20 protein-coding genes and 1 pseudogene are annotated in these 24,316 nt (G+C 64.4%); 13 read left to right on the top strand and 8 right to left on the bottom strand.

What is annotated here, in order from left to right; translation table 11 throughout:
• The first annotated feature begins 10 nt into the window (after positions 1-10).
• The 5 genes from ACR3FF_RS06295 (at position 11) to ACR3FF_RS06275 (ending at position 5,934) form a co-directional block, all read left to right on the top strand.
• Positions 11-964, top strand: coding sequence for a carbohydrate ABC transporter permease (locus tag ACR3FF_RS06295; RefSeq protein WP_458187022.1), 954 nt, complete (start codon positions 11-13; stop codon positions 962-964).
• Positions 961-1,839 carry a carbohydrate ABC transporter permease gene (locus ACR3FF_RS06290; RefSeq protein WP_458187020.1) on the top strand — a complete coding sequence of 293 codons (879 nt, stop codon included), beginning with the start codon at positions 961-963 and terminating at the stop codon, positions 1,837-1,839. The genes ACR3FF_RS06295 and ACR3FF_RS06290 overlap by 4 nt, the downstream gene beginning before the upstream one ends.
• A 19-nt stretch (positions 1,840-1,858) precedes the next feature.
• Positions 1,859-3,064, top strand: coding sequence for an ABC transporter ATP-binding protein (locus ACR3FF_RS06285; RefSeq protein WP_458187019.1), 1,206 nt, complete (start codon positions 1,859-1,861; stop codon positions 3,062-3,064).
• A 159-nt stretch (positions 3,065-3,223) separates the two neighbouring features.
• On the top strand, positions 3,224-3,730 hold the full coding sequence (locus ACR3FF_RS06280) for an LUD domain-containing protein (protein WP_458187017.1): 507 nt from the start codon (positions 3,224-3,226) through the stop codon (positions 3,728-3,730).
• Entirely contained in the window at positions 3,727-5,934 is a 2,208-nt protein-coding gene (locus tag ACR3FF_RS06275) for an LUD domain-containing protein (protein WP_458187015.1), read from the top strand. The genes ACR3FF_RS06280 and ACR3FF_RS06275 overlap by 4 nt, the downstream gene beginning before the upstream one ends.
• A gap of 82 nt (positions 5,935-6,016) precedes the next feature.
• On the opposite strand, the gene ACR3FF_RS06270 is transcribed toward ACR3FF_RS06275, so the two are convergent.
• The 3 genes and pseudogenes from ACR3FF_RS06270 to ACR3FF_RS06260 all read right to left on the bottom strand — a co-directional run bounded on the left by ACR3FF_RS06270 (position 6,017) and on the right by ACR3FF_RS06260 (position 7,655).
• Complete coding sequence (locus ACR3FF_RS06270) at positions 6,017-6,226, bottom strand: RraA family protein (RefSeq protein ID WP_458187013.1); 210 nt, start codon at positions 6,224-6,226, stop codon at positions 6,017-6,019.
• A 61-nt stretch (positions 6,227-6,287) separates the two neighbouring features.
• Positions 6,288-6,566 carry an RraA family protein gene (locus ACR3FF_RS06265; RefSeq protein WP_458187011.1) on the bottom strand — a complete coding sequence of 93 codons (279 nt, stop codon included), beginning with the start codon at positions 6,564-6,566 and terminating at the stop codon, positions 6,288-6,290.
• 131 nt (positions 6,567-6,697) lie between these two features.
• Positions 6,698-7,655: pseudogene (locus ACR3FF_RS06260) on the bottom strand (NAD(P)-dependent oxidoreductase).
• A 120-nt stretch (positions 7,656-7,775) separates the two neighbouring features.
• Between ACR3FF_RS06260 and ACR3FF_RS06255 the strand changes: the two are divergent.
• On the top strand, positions 7,776-9,032 hold the full coding sequence (locus ACR3FF_RS06255) for a mandelate racemase/muconate lactonizing enzyme family protein (protein WP_458187063.1): 1,257 nt from the start codon (positions 7,776-7,778) through the stop codon (positions 9,030-9,032).
• A gap of 19 nt (positions 9,033-9,051) precedes the next feature.
• On the opposite strand, the gene ACR3FF_RS06250 is transcribed toward ACR3FF_RS06255, so the two are convergent.
• Together ACR3FF_RS06250 and ACR3FF_RS06245 are read right to left on the bottom strand one after the other, a co-directional pair.
• Positions 9,052-10,305: an MFS transporter gene (locus ACR3FF_RS06250; RefSeq protein ID WP_458187010.1), complete on the bottom strand. Its 1,254-nt coding sequence runs from the start codon at positions 10,303-10,305 to the stop codon at positions 9,052-9,054.
• 4 nt (positions 10,306-10,309) lie between these two features.
• Positions 10,310-11,527, bottom strand: a complete 1,218-nt coding sequence (locus ACR3FF_RS06245; RefSeq protein WP_458187008.1) for an enolase C-terminal domain-like protein — start codon at positions 11,525-11,527, stop codon at positions 10,310-10,312.
• A 117-nt stretch (positions 11,528-11,644) separates the two neighbouring features.
• Here ACR3FF_RS06245 and ACR3FF_RS06240 point away from each other — a divergent pair, with 117 nt between their 5' ends.
• Positions 11,645-12,577 carry a dihydrodipicolinate synthase family protein gene (locus ACR3FF_RS06240; RefSeq protein WP_458187006.1) on the top strand — a complete coding sequence of 311 codons (933 nt, stop codon included), beginning with the start codon at positions 11,645-11,647 and terminating at the stop codon, positions 12,575-12,577.
• Positions 12,578-12,628: 51 nt separating this feature from the next.
• Entirely contained in the window at positions 12,629-14,311 is a 1,683-nt protein-coding gene (locus tag ACR3FF_RS06235; RefSeq protein WP_458187004.1) for a TCP-1/cpn60 chaperonin family protein, read from the top strand.
• Here the strand turns inward: ACR3FF_RS06235 and ACR3FF_RS06230 are convergent.
• A complete protein-coding gene (locus tag ACR3FF_RS06230; protein WP_458187002.1) occupies positions 14,308-15,888 on the bottom strand; it encodes a TCP-1/cpn60 chaperonin family protein in 1,581 nt (526 codons plus the stop codon). The genes ACR3FF_RS06235 and ACR3FF_RS06230 overlap by 4 nt on opposite strands.
• Before the next feature lie 159 nt (positions 15,889-16,047).
• Here ACR3FF_RS06230 and ACR3FF_RS06225 point away from each other — a divergent pair, with 159 nt between their 5' ends.
• The 5 genes from ACR3FF_RS06225 (at position 16,048) to ACR3FF_RS06205 (ending at position 21,810) form a co-directional block, all read left to right on the top strand.
• Complete coding sequence (locus ACR3FF_RS06225) at positions 16,048-17,571, top strand: ABC transporter substrate-binding protein (RefSeq protein WP_458187000.1); 1,524 nt, start codon at positions 16,048-16,050, stop codon at positions 17,569-17,571.
• Positions 17,572-17,653: 82 nt separating this feature from the next.
• The gene (locus ACR3FF_RS06220; RefSeq protein WP_458186998.1) at positions 17,654-18,607 is read left to right on the top strand and encodes a carbohydrate ABC transporter permease; all 954 of its coding nucleotides are present in this window, start codon (positions 17,654-17,656) and stop codon (positions 18,605-18,607) included.
• A gap of 56 nt (positions 18,608-18,663) precedes the next feature.
• Positions 18,664-19,437 carry a carbohydrate ABC transporter permease gene (locus ACR3FF_RS06215; RefSeq protein ID WP_458186996.1) on the top strand — a complete coding sequence of 258 codons (774 nt, stop codon included), beginning with the start codon at positions 18,664-18,666 and terminating at the stop codon, positions 19,435-19,437.
• 90 nt (positions 19,438-19,527) lie between these two features.
• Positions 19,528-20,703 (top strand): ABC transporter ATP-binding protein, encoded by a 1,176-nt coding sequence (locus tag ACR3FF_RS06210; protein WP_458186994.1) that lies wholly within the window; start codon positions 19,528-19,530, stop codon positions 20,701-20,703.
• Positions 20,704-20,754: 51 nt separating this feature from the next.
• Positions 20,755-21,810 carry a 3-isopropylmalate dehydrogenase gene (locus ACR3FF_RS06205; protein ID WP_458186993.1) on the top strand — a complete coding sequence of 352 codons (1,056 nt, stop codon included), beginning with the start codon at positions 20,755-20,757 and terminating at the stop codon, positions 21,808-21,810.
• Between the two features lie 18 nt (positions 21,811-21,828).
• On the opposite strand, the gene ACR3FF_RS06200 is transcribed toward ACR3FF_RS06205, so the two are convergent.
• Both ACR3FF_RS06200 and ACR3FF_RS06195 read right to left on the bottom strand, forming a co-directional pair.
• Positions 21,829-23,004, bottom strand: a complete 1,176-nt coding sequence (locus tag ACR3FF_RS06200) for a mandelate racemase family protein (protein ID WP_458186992.1) — start codon at positions 23,002-23,004, stop codon at positions 21,829-21,831.
• Between the two features lie 60 nt (positions 23,005-23,064).
• Positions 23,065-24,261 carry a zinc-dependent alcohol dehydrogenase gene (locus ACR3FF_RS06195; protein ID WP_458186990.1) on the bottom strand — a complete coding sequence of 399 codons (1,197 nt, stop codon included), beginning with the start codon at positions 24,259-24,261 and terminating at the stop codon, positions 23,065-23,067.
• Positions 24,262-24,316: the final 55 nt, after the last annotated feature.

The raw sequence follows: 24,316 nt of genomic DNA, 5'->3' as shown, positions 1-24,316 counted from the left end.
CTTTCCCACTATGTCACACCAAACAGAGACGACCTTCACCGACCCCGAGACGAGGTACGAGGAGATTCGGTCTCGGGTTTCACAAGTCGTAAACGACCACATCCTCCTCGTCCTGCTAGGGCCGGCGTTACTGGTCATCACGGCCATCTTCATCTACCCGGTTGTCCAGCTGATCAAACAGTCGTTCTACTTGACTATCCCGGGCGTCCCGAGTCGGTTCATCGGGCTGGAGAACTACGCCAGCATGTTCGAAAAGGCGGAGTTCTGGACCTACTTCCGACACACGCTAGTGTACTCGTTCGGGTCGCTCACAGTTAGTTTGGGCAGCGGCTTGGCCATCGCACTCGCGATCAACCACATCACGAATCAGCGACTGCGAAACGCCTACTCCACCGTCCTGATGTTCTCGTGGGCGATTCCGCTGGCGGTCGTCGCCCTCATCTGGAAGTGGATATTCACGGGCAACCAGCTGGGCTTCATCAACATGGTTCTGACCGACCTCGGCATCATCAGCCAACCCTACGCGTGGCTCGCCCACCAGAACCTCGCGATGGCGCTGGTGACGCTGACCGACGCGTGGGCGCGAATGCCGTTCGCGATGATCGTGTTGCTGGCGGGACTGCAGTCTATCCCCCAGCACATGTACGACGCCGCGAAGGTCGACGGCGCGACGACGTTCCAGACGTTCCGTGCTATCACCCTTCCGTACCTGCGACCGTACATCGCGATCGTCGCGCTGATCAACTGGATGTTCGCGTTCCGCGCGTTCGCCGTTATCTTCCCGATGACCCGCGGCGGCCCCGGGACGCGTACGACAGTGTTCAGCATCTACATCTACCGGACCGGCATGGTCAACTTCAACTACGGCTACGCCTCCGCGATCGCGGTGTTCATCATCCTGATCTCGCTCGGCGTGGCTACCTTCTACGTGACGAAGGTCATGGGAGGTGTGCAAGACGAATGAGCATGATCGACGAAGGCCACGAACGAATCAACTACGAGACCAGACAGCGGTTCTGGGACGTCATCGAGAGCAAGTACGTTGTCCACCTCGTGCTCGGGGTCGCGGTACTCACCGTCGTCGTCCCGCTCTTCTGGGAGTTCATAACCTCGCTGAAGACGAACGACGCGGTCTACAACCTGTCGTACTTCCCCCGGGATCCGACGCTCTCGACCTACTACAACGTCCTCATCGAACAGCAGTACTGGCGGGCGCTGGTGAACAGCCTCATTATCTCGAGCACCACCACGGCGGTCGTGATGCTACTCGCGACGCCGGCGGGCTACGCGTTCAGTCGGTTCCGGTTCCCCGGTGACAACATCATCTTCATCGGCGTGTTGTTCTCGCGGCTGTTTCCGCCGATCGGGCTCATCGTCCCGTACTATCAGATAATGGCGTGGCTGGGGCTGCTCAACAGCCTGCCCGGCATCATCATCGCGCAGGTGTACCTCTGGCTGCCGCTGATGATCTACATCATGCGGAACTTCTTCATGTCCATTCCACCGGACCTCGACGAGTCCGCGCGCGTGGACGGCTGTACGAAGTTCCAGGCGTTCCGAAAGATCGCGCTGCCGCTTGCGGCACCGGGCGTGGCGGCGTGCTCGATCCTGACGTTCCTGTACTCGTGGCGTGAGTTCCTCTTCTCGCTCATCGTCACGACCGACCTCGCGTCGATGCCCATTTCGGTGGCGGTGTACAAGTTCGTCGGTGACGTCTCCGTCCAGTGGGCCGGACTCGCCGCCGCGAGCATGGTCGCGATCGTGCCAACGATGCTCATCGTGTTGTTCTTCCAGCGATACATCGTGAGCGGACTGACGGCCGGCGCACTGAAAGAATGAACACTCGGAGAGACAACCCATGAGCGAATCAAATTCCCCAACGGCCGACGTTTCGGCTCCGACCGACAGCACAGGCGACGAAGACATCAACGTCCAGATCGACGGCTTCACGAAAGTCTTTCAGGACCAAAACGGCGACGACGTCGTCGCCGTGGAGGACGTCAACATCGACGTTCGACGCGGCGAGTTCCTCGTCTTCGTCGGACCGTCCGGATGCGGTAAGACGACGACGCTGCGGACCGTCGCGGGCCTCGAGACGCCCACGGAGGGGCGAATTATCATCGAGGACGAGGACGTCACCGGACTCGACCCGCGCGAGCGCGGCATCGCGATGGTGTTCCAGAACTACGCGCTCTACCCGCACATGACGGTCCGCAAGAACATGTCGTTCCCGCTCCGGATTCGGAACTACCCGGAGACCGAAATCGACGAACGCGTCGAGGAGGCCGCTCAACTGCTCGAAATCGATGACTTGCTCGACCGGAAACCGTCACAGCTCTCGGGTGGCCAGCAACAGCGCGTGGCCCTCGGTCGTGCCATCGTCCGCGAACCGTCGGTTTTCCTGATGGACGAGCCGCTGTCGAATCTCGACGCGAAGCTCCGCGTCCAGATGCGCACCGAACTGAACGAGATTCACCAGCGCGTCGGAAAGACGACCATCTACGTGACCCACGACCAGGCCGAGGCGATGACCCTCGGCGACCGCGTCGTCGTGCTGAACGACGGCGAACTCCAGCAGATCGGCGCGCCCCAGAAGCTCTACGACCACCCGACGAACCGCTTCGTAGCCGGGTTCATCGGCGAACCGCCGATGAATTTCATGGATGTCGACCTCGTCGACACCGGCGACGGCTACCGCGTCCGACGCGAGACCATGGACCTCGAACTGCCCGACGACGTCGGGCGAGAACTCAACGGATACACAGGTGACCTCGACGACGTCACCTTTGGGGTTCGACCGGAGGACCTCCACGACGCCTCGGAGGTCCAGACGATATCCGTCGAGGAGGCGAACACCTTCGATGCCACGGTCAAGGTCGTCGAGCCGATGGGGTCGGACAAGTTCCTTACCGTCGACCCGTTCGAGGACGAGTCCGAGATAAGCGCCCGCGTCTCGCCCGACAGCGAAGCGTCCGTCGGCGACGTCGTCACCCTCACCGTGGACATGAGCAAGGGCCACGTCTTCGACGACCGGACGGGCGACAACATCACCCAGAATCGGTAGCGACGTCGCTCGGACCGGTCAGATGGGATTCGCCGCGACCCCACCGCTTACCGCATTCCCGTTCTTGGTCGACGAGCGGCGACGCCGCGAAAAAGCCCATCCGTCGCGGGGATGTCCGTATGGACAACACTTATCGGGTTCCTCGGTCAACTGGCGGCTATGTCGACCAACACCCTGTCGACTTTCGAATCGTCGCTCTCCAACCTTGACGTCGACTGTCGGCGCACCGACCGCACCGAGTTCGCCAACGTGCTCGACGATGTCGTCGAAGAACCCGCCGTTGGCGCACTGCTTGAGGGATACGACGTCTCGCTTGAGGACACGCCGGTCACGCTTGAGCCCACGCCGCGACAACTCAAGAACGCCGCGACGGGCGTCACCCCCGTCGGACGGGCGATAGCCGAGTACGGGTCGCTCGTCATCGAATCGAACTCTGCGGGCAACGAACCGATTAGCCTCTACCCGCCGACCCACGTCGCCGTCGTCCGGGAGAGCGACGTCGTTCCGAACGTCGAGGCCGCGATGGACCACCTCTCGGGGCGATTCGCCGCCGGGAGGTCCGCCGTGTTCGCGACCGGCGTCAGTTCGACCGGCGACATGGGCGCCCTGGTCGAAGGCGTCCACGGGCCGAAGACCGTCCGCGTCGTGCTCCTCACCGACCAATGAGTACGGGTCGAACGCACCGGCAGAAGGCCGAGGAGATTCGCCACCTGCTCGAGACCGAGGGCGACGCCGTCCAGGCGAACACGTCGGTGTTCAACGCGGAACGGTACGACGCCATCGAGCGCTTCGACGAGTTCGAGGACCTCCGGACCGAGGCCCGCGCCATCAAGGCGGAGGCCATCGAGAACCTCCCCACCCTCATCGACCGCCTCCGCGAAAGCGTCGAGGCGAACGGCGGGAACCTCTACTTCGCCGCCGACGCCGCCGACGCCAACCGCTACATCGAGGAGGTCGTCGAGTCCGAGAACGCGGAGACGCTCGTGAAGAGCAAGTCGATGACCTCCGAGGAACTCAAGATCAACGAGCACCTCGCGGACGTCGGCGTCGACGTCTTCGAGACCGATCTCGGGGAGTTCGTCCTGCAGGTCGCCGACGAGGGTCCCTCCCACCTCGTCGGCCCGTCGCTCCACAAGTCCAGAGACGACGTCGCGGCCCTGTTCAACGAGTACTTCGACCCGGACGAACCCTTCGAGACCGCGGAGGAACTCACCGCGTTCGCCCGGGACTACCTCGGGGAGCGGATTCGCGCGGCGGACGTCGGGATGACCGGTGCGAACTTCATCCTCGCGGATTCGGGCACCATCGCCCTCGTCACGAACGAGGGTAACGCCCGGAAGTGCGCCGTCACGCCCGACACGCACGTCGCCGTCGCGGGCGTCGAGAAGATCATTCCCGACGCCGAGCGACTCCAGCCGTTCGTGGAACTCATCTCGAAGACGGCGACCGGCCAGGACATCTCGCAGTACGTGACGATGCTCACGCCGCCGGTCGACTCGCCCACCATCGACTTCGACCGCCCGGACGAGCCGATCGGCTCCGGCGAGCGCGACCGGGAGTTCCACCTCGTCCTCGTGGACAACGGCCGATTCGCGATGCGCGAGGACGACCAGCTCCGGGAGACGCTGTACTGCATCCGGTGTGGCGCCTGCGCGAACTCCTGTGGCAACTTCCAGCACGTCGGCGGTCACGCGTTCGGCGGCGAGACCTACACTGGTGGCATCGCGACCGGCTGGGAGGCGGGTGTCCACGGCCAGGACACTGCGGCCGGCTTCAACGACCTCTGTACCGGCTGTTCTCGCTGCGTCAACGCCTGCCCGGTGAAAATAGACATCCCGTGGATAAACACGGCCGTCCGCGACCGGCTCAACCGCGCGAACGACCCCGGGAAGTTCGACTTCCTCGTGGAGGGGCTGACGCCCGACGCCGAGTCGGGCGGCCTCGACATCCAGAAGCGCGTGTTCGGGAACTTCGAGACGCTCGCGAAACTCGGGAGCGCGACCGCGCCCCTGTCGAACTGGCTCGTGGACCTCGGGCCGGTTCGCACGGCGATGGATCGATACTTGGGCATCGACCGGCGGCGAGACCTCCCGACGTTCGAGCGCGACACGCTCGTCGACTGGTTCGAGAGCCGCCGGCCGCGTGCCCCGAACGTCACTGCGGACCGCAAGGTCGTCCTCTATCCGGACACCTACACGAACTACGTGCTGGTCGACCGCGGGAAGGCCGCGGTCCGGACGCTCGAGGCGCTAGGCGTCCACGTCGAACTGGCGGCGCCCGCAGAAAGCGGGCGGGCCCCGCTGTCCCAGGGGATGATCGCGACGGCGACCGAGCGGGCGACGGCCGTCGCCGACGACCTGCACCCATACCTCGACGCCGACTTCGACATTGTCGTCGTCGAACCGAGCGACATCGCGATGTTCCAGCGCGAGTACGGGAAACTGGTCGACGACGACGTCCACGAACGCGTCCGCGAGAACAGTTACGAGGTCATGGAGTACATCTACGGCCTATTGCACAACGGCGCCGACGGCGACGCGCTCGCCGACCCGGGCGGTTCCGTCGCGTACCACAGCCACTGCCAGCAGCGGACCCTCGGTCTCGCGGTGTACACGGAGGCCGTGCTCTCGGACGTCGGGTTCGACGTCGTCACCTCCGACGTCGAGTGCTGCGGCATGGCCGGCAGCTTCGGCTACAAGAGCGAGTATTACGAGCTGAGCGTGGACGTCGGGTCGGACCTTGAGGCGGAGTTCGCCAACGAGCGCGACCGGACGCTCGTGGCGAGCGGGACGTCGTGCACCGAGCAGATGGAGACGCTGTTCGGCCGCGACGTCACCCACCCGGTCGAGCTGCTCGACCCGTCCCGGTAGGACCGCCGGGCCGCTTCCGCGATCCGATGGCGGTCGTTCGCCCGCACTCCGTCGCCGGCCCGACGGCGTGGCCCGGGCTCGCTCACCGCTCTTCGATGTCTAGTTCCCGGTGCCGGTCGTCGAGGTCCAGTGCGTCGAAGAGGTACTCGCCGTCAGCGACGCGCTCGCGTAGATCCGCCTCGGTCTCGGGCTTCGCCGCTACCGCCTCGGCGACGGTCTCGGCGTCCGCCTGCGGCACGACGGCGACACCCGCGGTGTCGCCGACGATGACGTCGCCGGGGGAGACGGTCACGCCCCGCAGATGACGGGGACGTTGACGGACCCAGGAACCGCCTTGCGCGACCCCGAGGGGGTCACCGCTCGCGCCTAAATGGGATCCCGAGTTCGTCGATATCACGAAGGTCTCGCACGGCGCCGTCGACGACCGTCCCGCCGAACCCGTGGGGCCGCGCGGACGTCGACATGAGTTCGCCCCAGACGGCGCTGTCGGTGTAGCCGCCGGCGTCGACCACGAGGACATCGCCCGCTGTCGCGACCTGCAGCGCTCGGTGGATCATCAGGTTGTCGCCCGCCGGGGAGTGGACGGTCACCGCCGTCCCGAGCACAGTCGGGTCGCCGGCGACGTGGTTCACGGCGCTATACAGCGCGCTCGATCCCGCCGCACCTCGGCGACGACCGCCGCCGGAACGTCCGCGAACGCCTTGACCCGCTTTCGCTCCGGGCGGTCGACGTCGATCACGACCTCATTCGAACTTCCGGCGTCTCACTCCGGTCCGGCGACCTGGTTCTCCAGGACGGCGAACTCGCCCGTCTCCTCGAAGCGCTCGACGTTCCGCGCGAGGATGTCCGCGCTGCGGTCGTAGTACTCCGGCGTGTGACCCGCCATGTGTGGCGTGATGTGGACGTTCTCGAAGTTCCAGAGCGGGTGGTCCTCCGGGATGGGTTCGGGGTCGGTCACGTCCAGCGCCGCGCCGCGGAGCTCGCTGTTGTGGAGGGCGTCGAGCAGCGCGTCGGTGTCGACGACTGGCCCGCGGGCGACGTTGACCACCACGGTGTCCGGCGGGAGGGTCTCGAACTCCGCCTCGCCCAGCAGTCCCACCGTCGTCTCGGTCAGCGGGCACGCGAGCACGATGTAGTCCGTCTCGGCGAGCGCCGCCTCGAAGTCGGCGTCCTCAAAGCCCACCACCTCATCGGTTGGCCCGCCCTTCTCCGGCGTGTAGCGGACGCCGATAGTCCGCACGCCGAACGGTTCGAGGCGGTCGACGACGGCTCGGCCGATGGCCCCGAGGCCGACGACTGTGACCGTCGACCCCATGAGTTCGTGGGCCTGGTAGTGCTGCCATCGGCGGTCGCGCTGGCGGCGCCACCCCTCGTCGAAGCGCCGGGAGAACACGAGCAGGTTCCCGACGACCTGTTCGGCCATGTTCGGGCCATGGATACCCGACCCGTTCGTGACCGCGATGCCGCGCGCTTCGAGTTCGTCCAGGGGCAGGTGCTCGTAGCCGGCCGAGTAGCAGGCGAACAGTTGCAGGTCGTCTGCATGCTCGAGGAGTTCTTCGTCGATGACCCTGCTTGTGACGACGGTCGCGTTGAAAATCTTCTCGAGGTTCCTCCGTCCGCGTGCGAGCGAGTTCGACCTCGTAGTCTCGGAGTCGCTCTCGAATCGCCTCGGCGTACTGCTCGATGGGTATTCCGTGCGTGCCTGCTCTGAGAACCAGTATGGTTCGCTACGCCATGGGCGTTCTGTCCGCCGAGAACGATAAAACTGTTCCGCCTGGGACGGGTGTCCTGGGTCGCGGCAACGCGTAACTATTTGTATCATGGTAGAGATGCGCATGACGATGGCGGACTCGAAGTACCACCACCTGGTCGCAGAGATGAAAGGCGGTATCGAGTGGCGCGACCTCCGAGACGACGGTATGCACCGTGACCCGGAACGCGACGTGGAGATCACGGCGGTCGACTGCCACGTGGTCGGCGGTAACTTCCCGTGGAACCTCATCACCGTCGAGACCGACGCCGGCGTCACCGGCCTCGGCGAGGCGTTCAACGGGCCAATCAGTGAACACGTGGACTACCTGGAGCCCGGTCTCGTCAGGGAGAATCCGTACGACGTCGAGCGACTCGCCGAGCACATGACGCAACTGCTCTCGGGGCTCGCGGGCGGGGTCGGCTACTCCCAGGCGGCGGTGTCAGGCATCGAGACCGCGCTATGGGACCTCGTCGGCAAGCTGACCGGCCTCCCGGTCTACCAACTGCTCGGCGGGAAGTACCGCGACGAGGTCCGCATCTACGCGGACTGCCATGCGGGCGAACACCTCGACGCCGGCGACCGCAAGTCCGAGGAGGCGTACGACCCCGGGGCCTACGCTGCTGCGGCCGAGGCGGTCGTCGACGAGGGGTTCGACGCGCTGAAGTTCGACCTCGACGTCGCGGCGGGCGGGGCCGACACCGCGACGCGTCGCCTCTCGAACGCCGCCGTCCAGCACAAGGTGGACATCGTCGAGGCGGTCCGCGAGCGCATCGGCAACGACCCGCTGCTCGCGTTCGACCTGCACTGGAACTTCTCGGTGGAGACGGCGCTCCGCATCGCCCGGAAGCTCGAACCGTACGACCTGGCGTGGCTGGAGGACCCAGTGCCGCCCGAGAACGCCGACGCGCACCGCCGCGTCACCGAGGGCACGAGCACCCCCATCCTCGCCGGCGAGAACCTGACGCGCGTCGAGGAGTTCGTCCCGTTCCTCACCGACGGCGCCATCGACGTAGCAGCGCCCGACATCCAGAAGTGCGGCGGCCTCGCGGAGTTCCGGCGCATCGCCGCGCTCGCCGACGCCTTCGACGTGCCGGTGACCCCGCACAACGTCGCGAGCCCCATCGGAACGATGGCGAGCGTCCACGCCTGTGCGACGGTGCCGAACGCGTTTGTGCTCGAGTACCACGCCCGCGACGTCGACTGGTGGGACGACCTCCACACGGACGACCCGCTCATCGACGACGGGCGGATTCGCGTCCCCGAGAAACCCGGACTGGGTCTCGAACTCGACGTGGACGAACTCAACGAGCGCCTCGCGCCAGAAGAAGAGCCCATCGACCTTTGACCGTCTCGAGCGACTCCGGTCAATCGTCTGCGGGCACGGCGTGCGGACCGTGGCTCTCGGCGACGCGGGACCCTACCAGGGCCGCGCCCGCCCACGAGAGCGAACTCGCGGCGATGAACGTTGTCTCGAAGCCCACGAGCATCGCCGAGATGCCGAACAGCGGCGGCGCGACCATCCCGCCAAGTCCACGGGCGGTCGACCGAAGGCCGATGAGCTCCGATTCGCGTTCGACCGGCGCGACGTCGCCGATGAAGGCAATGATACCGGTCTGGAGCGCGGAGAACGCGGTTCCCAGCGCGAACAGGCCCGCCCCAGCGATGAGCGCGCGCACGAGCATCGACTCCGGGAGGGTCGCGAATCCCAGGAGGAACGAGTAGAACCCACTCCCGACGAGGCCAGCCACGATGAGCTGTTTCCGACCGATGTCGTCGGCGAGTCGGCCCATCAGGTACATGCCGACGATCTGAACGCCAGGGTTGATGGCGAGGAGGACGCCCATCACAAACGGCGAGACGCCGACGTTCGAGACGAGATAGACGGGCAGCAGGCTCGTTATCCCGAGGACCGTCAGGCTCCGGAGGAACGAGGCGACGTACAGCCACTGGAGCCCGTTCGTCCGGAGGTGGTCGGTGCCGGACGTCGGGAGAAGGCGGCCGACCGTGGTCCGGGCGATGTTCCGGACAGTGACCTCCCTGTCGTGGTCCGGAGTCGGGTCCTCGACGAGGAGACAGGCGAGGGCGACGATGGCCGCAAAGCCGGCGAGCAGGAGGTAGACGGTCGGGCGGGCGAACAGCTCGATGAGCGCGCCGGAAACGAACTGGCCGAGCATGAAGCCGACAGCTGCGGCGCTCGAGAACAGGCCGACCGCCCGCCCCCGCCCGCCGTCGCCGCCGCGCTCGCTCACGACCGTGAGCATCACCGGCAGGAACCCCGCCGCAAAGATGGCGAACAGGGTGCGGAGGCCGAGCGGTCCCGCGACGCCGTCGACAAACGTTAACGGGAGGACAGCGAGGGCCGCGAGCCCCGCCGAGACGATGAGGACCGCACGCCTGCGGCCGGTCACGTCGGCGATGGCGCCCCACACCGGCGAGAACACCATCAATCCGAAGAAGAACGTGGCCGTCACGAGGCCGACGTCGAGGGGTGACCCGATGCGACCGACGTAGATGGCCATGACGGTCCCCATCAGGATGGTGGCGCCCTTGTTGGCCGCGGCCGCGACCGCGATGGCCACGTCCTGCCCGTTCAGATGGCGTATCGAACCTACGACCACGGGATTACCACCGGGGTTTGTTCGGCAACCAGTCGGACCGGCCGATGCCCTCCATCGCGTCCGCGTACTCCGCCGCCATCGACTCGACCGAGGAGTACGCGAGCGGGTCCGACTCCTCGTACTTCCGGCGGGCGCGCTCGAGCTTGTCCTCGTCGAGTTCGACGCCGAGCCCGGGTCCCTCGGGCGCGAGACTGCCGTTCTCGAACTCGAAGGGGTCCGCGATGACGTCGTCGGCCATCCACGGGTAGTGGGAGTCGCAGGCGTACCGAATCGTCGGCATCGCCGCTGCGACGTGGGCCATCGCCGCCATGCTGACGCCGAGGTGGGAGTTCGAGTGCATGCCGACGCCGAGGTCGAAGGTGCGGGCGACCTTGTCGAGGTCGACGTTCCCGGCGAGCCCGCCCCAGTAGTGGTGGTCCGAGAGGATGACGTCGACTGCCTCCTGTCGGACCGCGGGCGCTATCTCGTCGAAGTCGACCACATACATGTTCGTCGCGATGGGGTAGTCGACGTACTCCTTCAGGCGCTTGTGGGCGTTCAGTGTCGGGACGGGGTCTTCGAGGAACTGGACGTTGAGGTCCGCGTCCCACAGTCGTCGGGCGACGTCGACGGCCGTCTCGACGCTCCACGTACCGTTGGGGTCGATACGGAGCGGCGTGTCGTGGCCGAACTCCTCGGCCAGCAGCTTGAGCGTGCGAATCTCCTCGTCCGGTTCGAGGACGCCGCCTTTCACTTTCAGCGTGTCGAAGCCGCCCAGGTCGACGAACTCGCGCGCCTCGCGGACCATGTCCTCGGCCGACATCACCTCGTACCCGGCGACGGCCGCCGAGTCGGGATCGGCGTCCTCCTGCTTGTAGAAGAGGTATCCCGAGAACTCCACCTCGTCGCGGACGCACCCGCCGAGGAGATTGTAGACGGACTCGTCCAGGGCCCGGCCGACGAGGTCGTGGAGAGCCGTGTCGATAGCGCCGTAGACCATCGGATCCTGGAGTCGGAGTTCGAGGGGCTTGCGCTCGAAGGGGTTCATCCCTTCGACGAGGCTACGAGCGTCTTCAAGGGCATCACCCTGGTCTCCGTACGTTTCGCCGATGCCGACTTCGCCGTCCGCGGTGGTGAGACGGACGAGTGTTCGCGCCGAAATGTCGCTGTGTCCGCCCCACGAGTTCCGGAGACGGGGCTCCCGGTGGGCGACCGGGATGACCTCCATATCGGTAACGCGCATGTACAGTACGTTGACGCATCTCTTTATTAATTCTCGCCTCGCGTCCGAACGTCATGGGTGGCCTTGGTAGGAGGCAAGTCTTTTAGTGGTTTCCAGATGATGCGTTTATTGATAGCAATGGATTACGAATCCTTGAAGGAGGACCTCCGAGACGTCGCCTTCACGAACCCAACGCCGTTTAGCGAGGACGGCGAGACAGTCCTTCACGACGAGCTCGCTGTGAACGTCAAGTACGTCAGGGACGCCGGTGCCCGTCTAATCGTCCCCTGCGGTAACACCGGGGAGTACTACTCCCTCTCGAACGATGAGCGAGTCGCCGTGGTCGAGACGACGACCGAAGCCTTCGATGGAGCGGGGTCGGTCGTCGGAGGCGTCGGCGGGAGCACCAAGAACGCGAAGATGCTCGCCGACCGCTACGCCGACGCAGGGGCCGACGCCATCATGGTGATGCACCCCAGCCACACGTATGTCCACGAGGACGGCATCCTTGACTACTATCGAGCGCTCGCCGACCACACGGACCTCGGTGTCGTCCTCTACAAGCGGGGAGCCGAACTCACCCACGACCACATCCGCGACCTCTCCGAACGCGAGAACGTGGTCGCGGTCAAGTACGCGGTCAACGACATCGCGGCGTTCTCCAGGGGCGTCGGGACGACGCCTGGTGACATCGTCTGGGTCAACGGTATTGCCGAACGGTTCGCCCCCTCCTTCCACATAGAGGGTGCCGAAGGGTTCACCACGGGCATCGGAAACTTCGTTCCGCAAACGGTCCTCGCCCTCCAGGAGGCGATCGAGGAGGGCGACCTGGCTCGCGCGAAGGAAATTCGCGACCTGGTCCGACCCTACGAGGACCTCCGTCAGGAGACGGGGTCGAACAACCGCTTCGGCTCCGCGAACAACGTCCCGGCCGTGAAATACGGTCTCGAACTCGCGGGGCGGTACGGCGGTCCCGTCCGCGAACCGCTGGTTGCGCTCTCGGAGTCGGATCGGAATCGCGCGAAAAAGTATTACGGGGACATCGCCGAGACAAAATCCCGAGTCCGTTGATCCCTCGTCGGTGGATTACTTTTATACGACCCACCCACCAAGAACTCGACGATGGACATCGGTAACAAGGACCCCGCTGTTGAGGGCGTCAACACGGACGAGTGGACGCTCCAGGACGAGGAGGCCCGCGCGTACGTCCGCCGGACGACGGACAGAATCGCATCGCTCGTCCGCTCTACCGTCGGTCCGTACGGTTCGGAAAAACTCGTCGAGACCTACAACTACCAGGACGAACCGGAGGTCGTCCTCACAGCGGACGCTGACCAGATTCTCGCCGCGATCGAACGTGGTGACAGCTTCAATGATCCGGTCGCCGCACTGTTCGTCGACGCCGTCGATTCGATGCAGCGGGGACTCGGTGACGGGACCGCGACGACGCTCGTTCTCACGGACGCGCTCGTTGAGCGCGGTCTCGACCTTGTCGAGGACGGCGTCCATCCGAGCACAGTCGTCGTCGGCTACGCGATGGCTGCGAATCGCGCCGGCGAGGTGCTCGACGACCTGGCTCGGGAATGTTCGCTCGACGACCACGACCTGCTCCGCCGGGTGGCGAGCACGGCGATGACCGTCGACCTCGACGACGGGACGCGGTCCCGGTACGCTGAACGGGTGGCCGACGCCGTCGTCGGACTCGCCGAGGCGACGGATGGTCGGTGGCTCGACACCGACGACGTAGACGTCATCGCCGACACCGGCGTCGAAGAGTGTCTCTACCGCGGTGTCGTCGTCCAACGTCATCCCTCGCCCGTCCAGGAGGATGAAGACTCGAACGCCGAGTTCGATTGGACGCCGGCAGTCGAGGGAACGTTGGAGGACGCGACCGTCGCGATAATGGACAGCGACGTGTCCTTCGGCGAGACGGCGACGCCGCTCGAAGAGTCGCGGCTCTCCTCGCCGACCGCCCTCGAACAGCGACGGACGGCGCGTGCCGATCGTCGGGCGGCGTTCGCCGACCACCTCGCCACGCTCGGCGTTGAGGTGTTCGTCTCGCTCGAAGAAGTCGAAGACGACGTTCGAGACGCCCTCGAGCGCGAGAGAATCGCGGTCGTCGACCGAGTTACGTATCCGAAGTCCGACGTCGCCCGCGTGGCGCGGGCAACCGATGCCTCGGTCGTTTCGCACGTCGACGATTTCACGCCCGATGTGCTCGGAACCGCCGGTCGCGTGCGCGAGACGGTCCGATCGGACGGGAAGTGGACCTTCTTCGATGAGTGCGACGGCGGCGTGTTCTCCCTCGTCGTCTCGGCCGACACGGCGTCCGCAGCGACCGAACGCGAGCGCGTCGTTTCCAAGGCGCTCGAGGTCACCACGATAGCGGCGATAGACGGGCAAGTGATTCCAGGCGCGGGCGCCCCTGCCGCCGCCGTCGCGAACGATTTGCGCCGGTACTCCCGAACGGTGGCCGGTCGGGAACAGCTCGCCGTGGCGGCGTTCGCCGATGCTCTCGAGGATTTCCTTCGACTGCTCGGCGCGAACGCCGGGCTCAACCCGCTCGACACCCTGACGACGCTCCGGAACGCGCACGCCGACGAATCGGTCGTCGCGTTCGGCCTCGACCTGACCGCCGGGAAGGCTGTCGACGCGTGGGAGGCTGGCGTGGTCGAACCGCGCCGGGTGTTCTCGCAGGCGATCGAGACCGCCCGGTCGAGTACCGAGCAACTACTGACCGTCGACACGATCCTGTATCCCAACGTGGATCTCGAGTCCTTCTCGCCCGAGCTCGAACACGACTAGCGCGTCCTAGAACTCGAACCGGGGCCGCCGACGTCTGTCATCCTGCTCTCATCGCTACCGAGGTCGGAGGCGGCTAGTTGCTCGCTGATTCGCACCAGCCGGACGGCGAGGTCCGTCGCGGCGTTCAGTACTGCCCGGGTTTGGTCCGTAGGATCGACGAGCGGGTCGGCGGCGAGTACGTCCCGCGTTTCACCGAGGATGGAGTCGACGCCATGAGCGTCCCGTCCTTCGGTATGTGCGACGACGAGTCGGATGACCGCCTCCCATCCGTCCATGCCGCCGTTCCGGGCGAGCGCTCGCGGGACGGTAGTGAGGGCGTCGGCGAACGCCCCCACGGCGAGCTGTTCCCGTCCCGAGACCGACCGACCATGCTCTTTGACGGCCCGAGAGGCCCCGATTATAGCGGCACCGCCGCCGGGGACGACGGTCGCACTCTCGCGCGCGCTCGCCGCTGCGTCGAGTGCGTGTTCGACAGATTCCTCGAACTCGTCGGCCGCGCGAGGGTCGGGTGCTCGACAGAAGAGGGTGTAGACCGGGTTCGTTCGCCCTTCGACGTGAACCATGTCGGTTCCCGCGTGACGGCGCACATCGACATCGCCTTTCCCGAGCGTCTCGGCGGAGACGTCCGTGAGCGACGGGACGACCGTCGCGCCGGTCGCGCGGGCGATTCGACCGAGGTCGTCCGTTTCGACCTGCGGGACGGCGAGAACGCCCCGGTTTGCGAGGAGGTTTACGACCCGGTCGTTGACCGCCATTGAGGTAAAAACGACCCGACAACCGGACCGAACGGCCGCGTCGAGCGTCTCGCGGAACCGTGCTCGTTCGTGCTCGCCGAGGGCGTCCCGCGTCTCGAAGGAGTCCACGCGGATTCGTGTCTCGCTCGCGGATCCGGTCCCGCCGACGTTGGGGACGTCGACAGTAGTCGTGAGGACGGCGACGCCGACCTGATCGAACGACCGCGGCATCGTCTCACCGGCCGGGTCGAGGTCTAGAACGACGCCGGGGACGAGTTGCGTCTCGGCCTGGGCGCCTCCGATTCGGGAGGCAACCTTAACCGACCGTGTCACCGACTCCTGGTCGGACTCGGCGAGGTCGTCGACAACGTCCGCGACGTACTCGGCGACCATCGCTCGTGTATTCGGGTCACGCGTGCCCGTTAGCGCAGTTCGTGCGACGGCAGCCGTGCCGAACTCTCCGAGCGGTCTGGCGTGTCGCTCCAGGTACTCTCCGGCGACGTCCATCGCCTCACGGTACCCACGCTCGACGACCGTAGGGTGACATCCCTGCTCCATCAATCGGTCCGCCTCCCGAAGGAGACCTCCGAGGATGGTGACGACGGTGGCTGCTCCGTCCCCGTGTTTCTTCGAGAAGTCGGCGACGGTCGATTTGAGGAGTGAGACTGCGGGATTCGACACGTTCAACCGTGCGACCGTTTCGGACCCCGACGAGGTCGTCGTGACCGTTCCGTCGGCCTCGACTATCAATTTGTTCGCCCCAAAGGGGCCGAGCGCCGAGTGGACGATGTTGCAGACCGCCCGAACGTCGGGCCCAACCGATGTCTTACTTTCGTCGGTCATGACTGATACTGTGTAGCACTGCTCTTATGTTTATTGCGGGAGTTCGCCCTTGAATTCTCGTCGGCGATTTTATTCATCATTAGAAATAATATGGTTAACCGTCATTTAGGTAGAATTGAGGCAAAGCTTAAAGTCTTCCCTTTTTCATCATTATATGGTATGGCAAGCTCTGACAAACCAGAGGTTGGCAGTGTCAACGAATCGACCACGCGACGAACCTTTGTGAAAGGTGCCGGAGCGACGGCGGCGGGCGCTCTTGGGGCACTCGCTGGTTGCAGCGGCAGCGAGTCCGGAAACGAGGGGTCGGCCGGAAACAACAGCGGCGGCGGAGGACAAGCGTCGAATACCATCAGCTTCATCTCAGGGATGGCCGCGGAGAACTCGGACATCCGAAACCATTATCAGAAGTCCATGAAGGACTTCCAGAAGAAGAACGGGAGCGTCAAAGTGAACCTTCAGGCGGTCTCCTATGGGGATATCAAGACGAAACTGTCCTCGACAGTCAACGCCGGTAATCCCCCAGCCATCGCAGAGGGTGGCGCACTCGGCCTGAAGTTCTACAACCAGGGTAAGGTACCGAATCACAAACAGTTCTTCGACAAGACGGACGGCCTGCCGGAGAACCTCACGAGCGCGAACACCGAATCCGCGAAGTTCCGCGGGAAATACTGGTCAGGCGGCGCCCAGCGTCATACGAGCAGCAACCTTGGTATCAACGTCCAAGCGTTCAAGAAGGCGGGGGTCACCAACCCGAAGAAGGACCTCGCGACGTGGAGTCAATTCTACGACTACATCGAGAAGATCGACAAACAGCAGGACATTACCGCCTGGGAGGAGACGGGCGTCTACAATGACCTCGAATCCTACTGGGGCGAAGCGCGCACTGCGTACACTGGCGGAACCGACCCGTGGCTTCGGGGTGATCCGAAGAACCCGACCGTCGTCGTCGGCAGCGACCACAAGGACGCACCGAAGACCGACGGCATGATCAAAAACTGTATCAAACTCGCAAAGAAGTTCTCGAGTCCGAAGTCCGCTTCACGTGGCGACGAGGAGATTCCCTCGCTCATGCTCACGAACCAGGTCGCCTCGTTCATGTACGCGACGCCGACGGCCAACCGTTGGCGACAGGTCAAATCCGACGTCAAGTTCGGATGGCAGGGCGGCAACGGTGACATCATGTTGCTTCCCAATCCGAAACTCGACCCGAACTATGGTTCCAAGGTCGGAATTCCGGAACTCGATGGCGTCTCCGGTGAACACGGCGGGCACGTTTGGTCGCTCGAACAGCAGACGTCCATTTACGACGTCGCCAAGAAGAAACAGCAGGCGGCCTGGGACCTCAACGTATACATGCTCACCGACCAGGACTTCGTCCTCCCGGCGTGGGGGCAATACTACGAGGCCATTCCCGGTACCAAGCCGATGGGGCAGAAACTCCTTGACCAATACGGCGACAAACTTCCGTCCTGGACGACGAACGCCATTAACAACGTGGACCAGTACGGGTCACAGTACGGCACGACCGGGGCGGCCTGGGACGTGAAGGGGACCAGCGACATCCGCTGGAACAATATCAACAAGACCATCTCGTCTGGCATCGCTGGTCAGGTTTCGCCCGACAAGGTGCCTGAGCAAATCAACAAGAAAATCAAGACAACGCTGAAGGAGCAGAACAAGTAAACGGACGAATCGGAGTCGCTTCGACTGTCACGATCGAACTATCCCAATCTTTTTTAGGGGACGAATCCAGTGTAAAGGTAGCATGGCCCAAGCAGCAGAGAGTGCCGAAGAAATCCGACTGAAGTATGGGATGACGGAGGAATCGATCTGGGACCGCCTGAAGCGGAACTGGACGGGATACCTCTTCATTATCCCGACGTTTGTGATGTTCACGTTGTTGTTCTATTTCCCAATCGTTCAGGGAGTTTGGCTGACGTTCACTAACGCACAACTCGGGGGGGCGGGCTCTTTGAACTTCATCGGACTCGATAACTACGTCTGGTTGGTCACGAACGACCTGTTCGTGTTTGCACTCGGCTGGTCAATTGTCTTCGTGTTCTCGACGACGCTTCTCCAACTCGTACTCGGCATGCTCGCGGCCGTCCTGCTGAGCGAGGTCAAGGGAGGATCGCGAGAGTGGCTGAGCGCGATCATCATGTCCCCGTACTTCTCCGCTCCGCTCGCGGGCGGTGTCGTGTGGATGTGGTTCCTCAGTCCCGACTTCGGCTTCGCCACGATGTTCCTGAAGGACATCGGGATACAGAACCCGCCAGCGTTCCTCTCCAAAGGACTCTGGCCGTACATCTCGATGATCGTAGCGCAAGCGTGGCACGACTTCGGCTACGCGGGAATCATCTACTCGGCGGCCGTCATCAACGTCCCGAGTGAGCAGTACGAGGCCGCGGCACTCGCGGGCGCGGGCCGTCTTCGCCGGTTCCGCGACGTCACGCTCCCCCACCTCGTCACCCCGACCATCATCATCCTCGCGCTGCGCACTGCGTGGAACATCGCCGAGTTCGCCCAGCCGTTCGAGCTGACCGGCGGTGGACCCGGAACCCGTACTATGCTCTTGAGCATCCTTACGTACGAGGTAGCCTACGTGAACCTCAACTTCGCTCGCGCGTACACCGTCGGAATGGTGATGATCGTGCTGGCGATGAGCGCCGCCATCTTCTACGTGACCGTTCTGAACGAAGAGGAGGACCTGTACTTGTAACCATGCTGAATGCAAACAAACGCTCACGATTCCTGTTATACGCCGGCCTACTCATCATGGCCGTTTGGGCGCTCCTACCCTACTACTGGGTCATTCGGACGTCAATCCTGAACAACTTCGCCGCCATCGATCCGTCGACCGGGTATCTCCCCATCTCGGAGTTCACGCTCGACCCATACACTCAGATCTGGAACTCGTTCGCAATGACGACCTACTTCAAAAACAGCATTATCGTCGCGCTCTCGGCGACGATTATCTCCCTGTTCTTCTCCATTCCGGGCGCATACGCCTTCGCTCGGTTGGATTTCCCGGGACGTAAGTTCCTCTTTTACACCGCGGTGTTCACGATCATGTTCCCGTGGATCGTCATCACGATTCCGGTGTACAATATTTTCTACACCCTAGGACTCATCAATTCGCTGTCGGGCATCATCATCGCGCTATCCATCTTTGTCTTGCCCCAGACTATCTGGCTCCTCCAGGGGTTCTTTCGGCAGGGTATTCCCCCGAACATCGAGGAGGCGGCGCTCATCGATGGCCATTCGGAGATCGGTGCGTTCATCCGTATCGTCCTCCCGCTGTCGCTGCCCGCCGTCGGTGCGGCCGCCCTGTTCTCCTTCCTCACCGCGTGGAACAACTTCTTGTGGGTGTTCGTACTGACCAGCGACAAGAACGTCCGGACGGCGACCGTCGCCATCCACTACATTCTCGGCAGCGACGCGTTCCGACAGTGGAACCTGCTGATGGCCGCGGCGGTGATGCTCGTGCTACCACCGGTCGTCTTCTACGCGCTCTCACAGCAGTTCGTCGGGGAGGGACTGGCAGGATGACGCCGACGAAGGCGGGCGACTCGCGGGCGGCCGGAACGTTAAGGATTAACAACCACCGTGCAAACAATATGATAACGGAGACCAAGTACCATGGCTAACGTCGAATTCGACAACGTCACCAAAGTGTTCGACAGCTCGTCGAACACCATCGTCGCCGTGGAGGAACTGGACCTAGAGATAAAAGACGGCGAGTTCATCGTCTTCGTCGGTCCATCGGGGTGTGGGAAGTCGACCACCCTCCGGATGGCAGCGGGCCTAGAGGCGATTACCGATGGCGAACTCCGCATCGGCGACCGAGTCGTCAACAACGTCTCGCCGAAGGACCGCGACATCGCGATGGTGTTCCAGTCGTACGCGCTCTACCCTCACAAGACCGTCCGGGGCAACATGGGCTACGGGCTGGAGCTGAGCACTGACCTCACCGAGGGGGAGATCAACAGTCGCGTCGAGGAGGCGGCCGAGATGATGGGCATCGAAGAGCTCCTCGACAAGAAGCCGGCCTCCCTTTCGGGCGGCCAGCAGCAACGGGTCGCGACGGGGCGCGCCATCGTCCGCGAACCCGAGGTGTTCCTCTTCGACGAACCACTGTCGAATCTCGACGCGAAGCTGCGCAAGCACATGCGCACGGAACTCTCGCGCATTCACTCCGAACTCGACATCACGACCATCTACGTCACGCACGACCAGGAGGAGGCGATGACGATGTCCGACCGCATCGTCATCCTCAACGACGGTCGGCTCCAACAGGTCGGCGAACCCAAGGAGGTGTATTACCAACCGGCGAACCTGTTCGTCGCCGACTTCATCGGCAGCCCGTCGATGAACTTCATCGACGTCGAACTGGAGGGCAACCGCCTCACCAACGGCGAGAACTTCGACTTCGAGGTCTCCGACGAGTTCGTCGACACGCTCCGAAGCGTCTCCGACGCCTCGGAGTTCACGTTCGGCGTCCGCCCCGAGAACGTCCGCGTGGCCGAGAACGTCAACGACGCCCGCGGCATCTCGGTCACGGTGGACGTCGTCGAGGTCATCGGGTCGGACAACTTCCTCTATCTCGACCTCGACGGGCGGGAATTCCGCGTCCGTAGTCCTTCCTACATCGAACCGGAACAGGGCGACGAGATAACCATCACCTTCGACGACGAGGCGATTCACCTCTTCGACGCGAAGACCAACGAGGCTCTCGTTCACGGACTCGTCACCCATGAGTCGGGCGAGACGCCGAACCCCGCGAAGGGCGAACAGGAACGCGCGGTCAGCGACTGAATCCCTTCCGGCACCGCTAGTTATTTGTTCCCGTCACACACGAGTACTGGCATGACGCACGACGTAGCGGTCATTCCGGGCGACGGTATCGGTCCCGAAGTCGTCGACGCGGTCCGGCCCCTCCTCGAGGACGCCGCCGACGAGTTCGGGTTCGACCTGCGGTTCACGGAGTTCGACTGGGGAACCGAGTACTACCTCAAGCACGGCGAAATGATGCCAGACGACGGCACCGACGAACTCGCGGTCCATGACGCCATCCTGCTCGGCGCCGTCGGCCACCCCGACGTGCCCGACCACGTCACGCTCCGCGGGCTGATGTTGCCCATCCGAAAAACGTTCGACCAGTACATCTGCAAGCGCCCCTCGGTGCTCTTCGAGGGGGTCACGAGCCCGCTCCGTGGCTACGGCGCCGGTGACATCGACTTCGTCGTCTACCGCGAGAACACCGAGGGCGAGTACGCGGACATCGGCGGGCGTGAGCACGGCGGATTCGACAACGAGGTAGCCGTCCAGTCAGCTGTGTTCACCCGGACGGGCGTCGAGCGTATCGTCCGGGCGGCCTTCGAGGCGGCGACCGAGCGCAACCGGAAGCTCACGAACGTCACCAAGTCGAACGCCCAAGCGTACGGGATGGTCCTCTGGGACGACGTCGTCGACGAGGTGAGCGAGGAGTACCCCGACGTGGAGACCGAACGTCTGCTGGTCGACGCGGCGTCGATGGACCTCATCCGCCGGCCCGACGAGTTCGACGTGCTTGTCGCGTCGAACCTGTTCGGCGACATCCTCACCGACATCGGCGCCATCGTTTCGGGCAGCATGGGTCTCGCGCCGTCGTCGAACGTCAACCCCGACCCGGTCTACCCCTCGATGTTCGAGCCGGTCCACGGCTCCGCCCCCGACATTACCGGGCAGGGCGTTGCAAATCCACTCGCGACGGTCCTCTCGGGGTCGATGCTCCTTGAGGACCTCGGAGAGGACGCCGCCGCCACCGCCCTCTGGGACGCCGTGGCGGCGCAGTTGGCGGACGAGACGGCGCCGCGTACCCCCGATCTTGGCGGCGACGCCGACACGGTGGACGTGGTTGCCGACCTGCGCGACCGCCTCTGAACGCTGTCCGCGTTCCGATTACTCGTAGACGTGGACGCTGCCGGTCGCGTTGGCCTCAATGAAGTCCCAGTCGTACTCGACGCCGAGACCGGGATCGTCGGGGACCTTGACCATCCCGTCGTCGTCGATGGCGTCGAGCATGTCGGAGTAGCCGTCCTTGTACACCGGCGGCTGGGTGTTCTGACAGTGCGGGTGGACGAGCGCGAGTTCATAGTAGTTGGTGTTGCGCGTCGCCGCGATACAGTGGCGCTGGGCCGGTCCGGGCGCGTGGAACTCGACGTCGATGCCGAAGCCCTCGGCGACGTGCGCGACCTTCATCGCGCCGGTGATGCCGGCGTCGTACTCCGGGTCCGCCCGCACGAAGTCCGTCGACTCGCTCGCGGCGAAGTCGGACTTGAGTTCGAGGCCGCGGACGTGCTCGGTCTGGAGGACGGGCGTGTCGAGTCGCTGCGAAAGCTTCCGGTGGGCGTGCATCGAGATTCCACCGTCACGGAACGGATCTTCGTACCAGAAGAACCCCTGTTCGTCGAGTGCCTTCCCGAGTTGGAGTGCGTCGGCGAACGTCTCGAGTTCGCAAGCCGGGTCGTGCATCAGGTCCATCTCGTCGCCCACGCGTTCGCCGACGGCATGGACGGCGTCGATTTCCCGCTGGAGTTCACGCTGCTCGTCGCCGCCGCCCCAGCCGTGGATTTTGAAACCGTTGTATCCCATATCACGACATTCCTCGGCGAAGTCGGCGAACGCTCCCGGCGAATCGAGACCGCCGTTATCATCACCGTGGTACGTCGAGGCGTACGCGGGGACGCGTTCGCGGTAGGTGCCTAGCAGTTCGTGGATGGGGGCGTCGTAGTACTTGCCGGCGAAGTCCCACAACGCGATGTCGATGGGCCCGATGCCCATTCGGTCGTACTTCCGGAGCGCACGCTTGACCTCGCTCCAGTGCTTCTCGCGCTTAAGCGGGTTCTCTCCGACGAGGTAGTCCGCGATGATGTTGTACTGGGCAGCCGCGGGCGAGTTCCCGCCGACGTACTCGCCGGTGATCCCCTCGTCGGTGTGAATCTTCAGGCCGAACAGCTTCCGCTCGGTCGTCTCGCCGGCGTCGTAGACGAGATTGAAGCCATGGCGGTCCGTTCCGACGTCCTCCAGTTCGTAGCTAAACTCGATGCTCTCTATCCGGGTGATTTCCGGCGGCATGCGGGTGTACCGTCGTACGGTTAGTAAATAAAGGCGGGGGCGCGTCAGCGGTCCGACGGGTCAGCGATTCGGGTGGATGGTCGCGCGGTAGGCCTCCCCGGAGGCCTGGGCCTCGTAGGCCGACTCGGCGTCGTCAAGGCCGACGCGGTGGTTGAACAGTTTTCGGTAGGGGAGGTCATCGGCCGTCTGTTCGAGCAGCGAGATGGCCGTCTCGAACTGGTTGGGCGGGTAGGCCAGGCTCCCGCGGATGGACAGCTCCTTGTGGATGAGCTGGGACGGGTCGACCTCGGCCTCGCCGTTGTAGGCGTAGTGGCCCACTTCGACGACGGTCCCGGCCTTCCGCGAGATGTCTATCGCCTGCTCGAATGCACTGGGGTGACCCACTGCCTCGATGACGACGTCCGGTCCGTCGCCGCTCGGCGTCAGGTCCTCGACGGCGTCCACGAAGTCGTCACCGTGGTCGCTGATGTCGACGGTGTGGGTCGCGCCGAACTGCTCTGCCAGGTCGAGGCGTTCGTCGACCATGTCGATGGAGATGACCTGGCCGGCGCCGGCGTGCTTCGCGGCCGCGGCGGCGAGTATCCCGATGGGGCCGGCGCCCTGGACGGCGACGGACTGCCCGATGCCGAATCCCTCGCGAATCCAAGGGACGCCCGGCTGGTAGGAGAGATCGAAGGCGTGGGTGGCCACGGAGAGCGGTTCGACGAGCGCGCCGAGTTCGACGTCGAGGTCGTCGGGCAGGCGGAAGAAGTGGGCGTCCTCCTCGATGACGAAGTACTCGCTCATCCCGCCGTGGACGTGGGGTTCGTCCTCGACGCCGCGGAAGCCGTACACCTTCCGCTCGGTGCACGCGAGCGGGTGGGCCGGGACGTGGTCCGTATACCAGTCGTCGACGACGTTGATGCCGGGGACGACGGTAACGCCGTCGCTCGGTTCGACACGATTGCCGGCGGAGTCGGTCGTGACGCCCTCGCCGACCGCCTCGACGACGCCCGCAAGTTCGTGGCCGGGAACGACGGGGAACTCGAGATCGAGTCCGCCCTCCCGCATGTGAACGTCCGAGCCGCAGATTCCGGTCAGTTCGACGCGCACGAGCAGTTCTCCGGGGCCGATGTCCGGAACGTCGACCGTCTGTACGTCGATATCTCCGGACTCGTCCATGACGAGCGTTTGGGACTGCATCACACTGAACATCTGGGACTGCGTACAAATAGATTGGGTCGCGCTGGCGGCCTCGTGGCGGCCGCTGGCAGGCATGTCGGCCTCGCCACGAGGTCGACCAGCGCGTCATCTGGGGGAGACGCTACCCGAC

Source organism: Haladaptatus ordinarius, assembly GCF_054177595.1.
The sequence above is the reverse complement of the archived record's forward strand: the minus strand, read 5'-3'. Positions and strand labels throughout refer to the sequence as shown.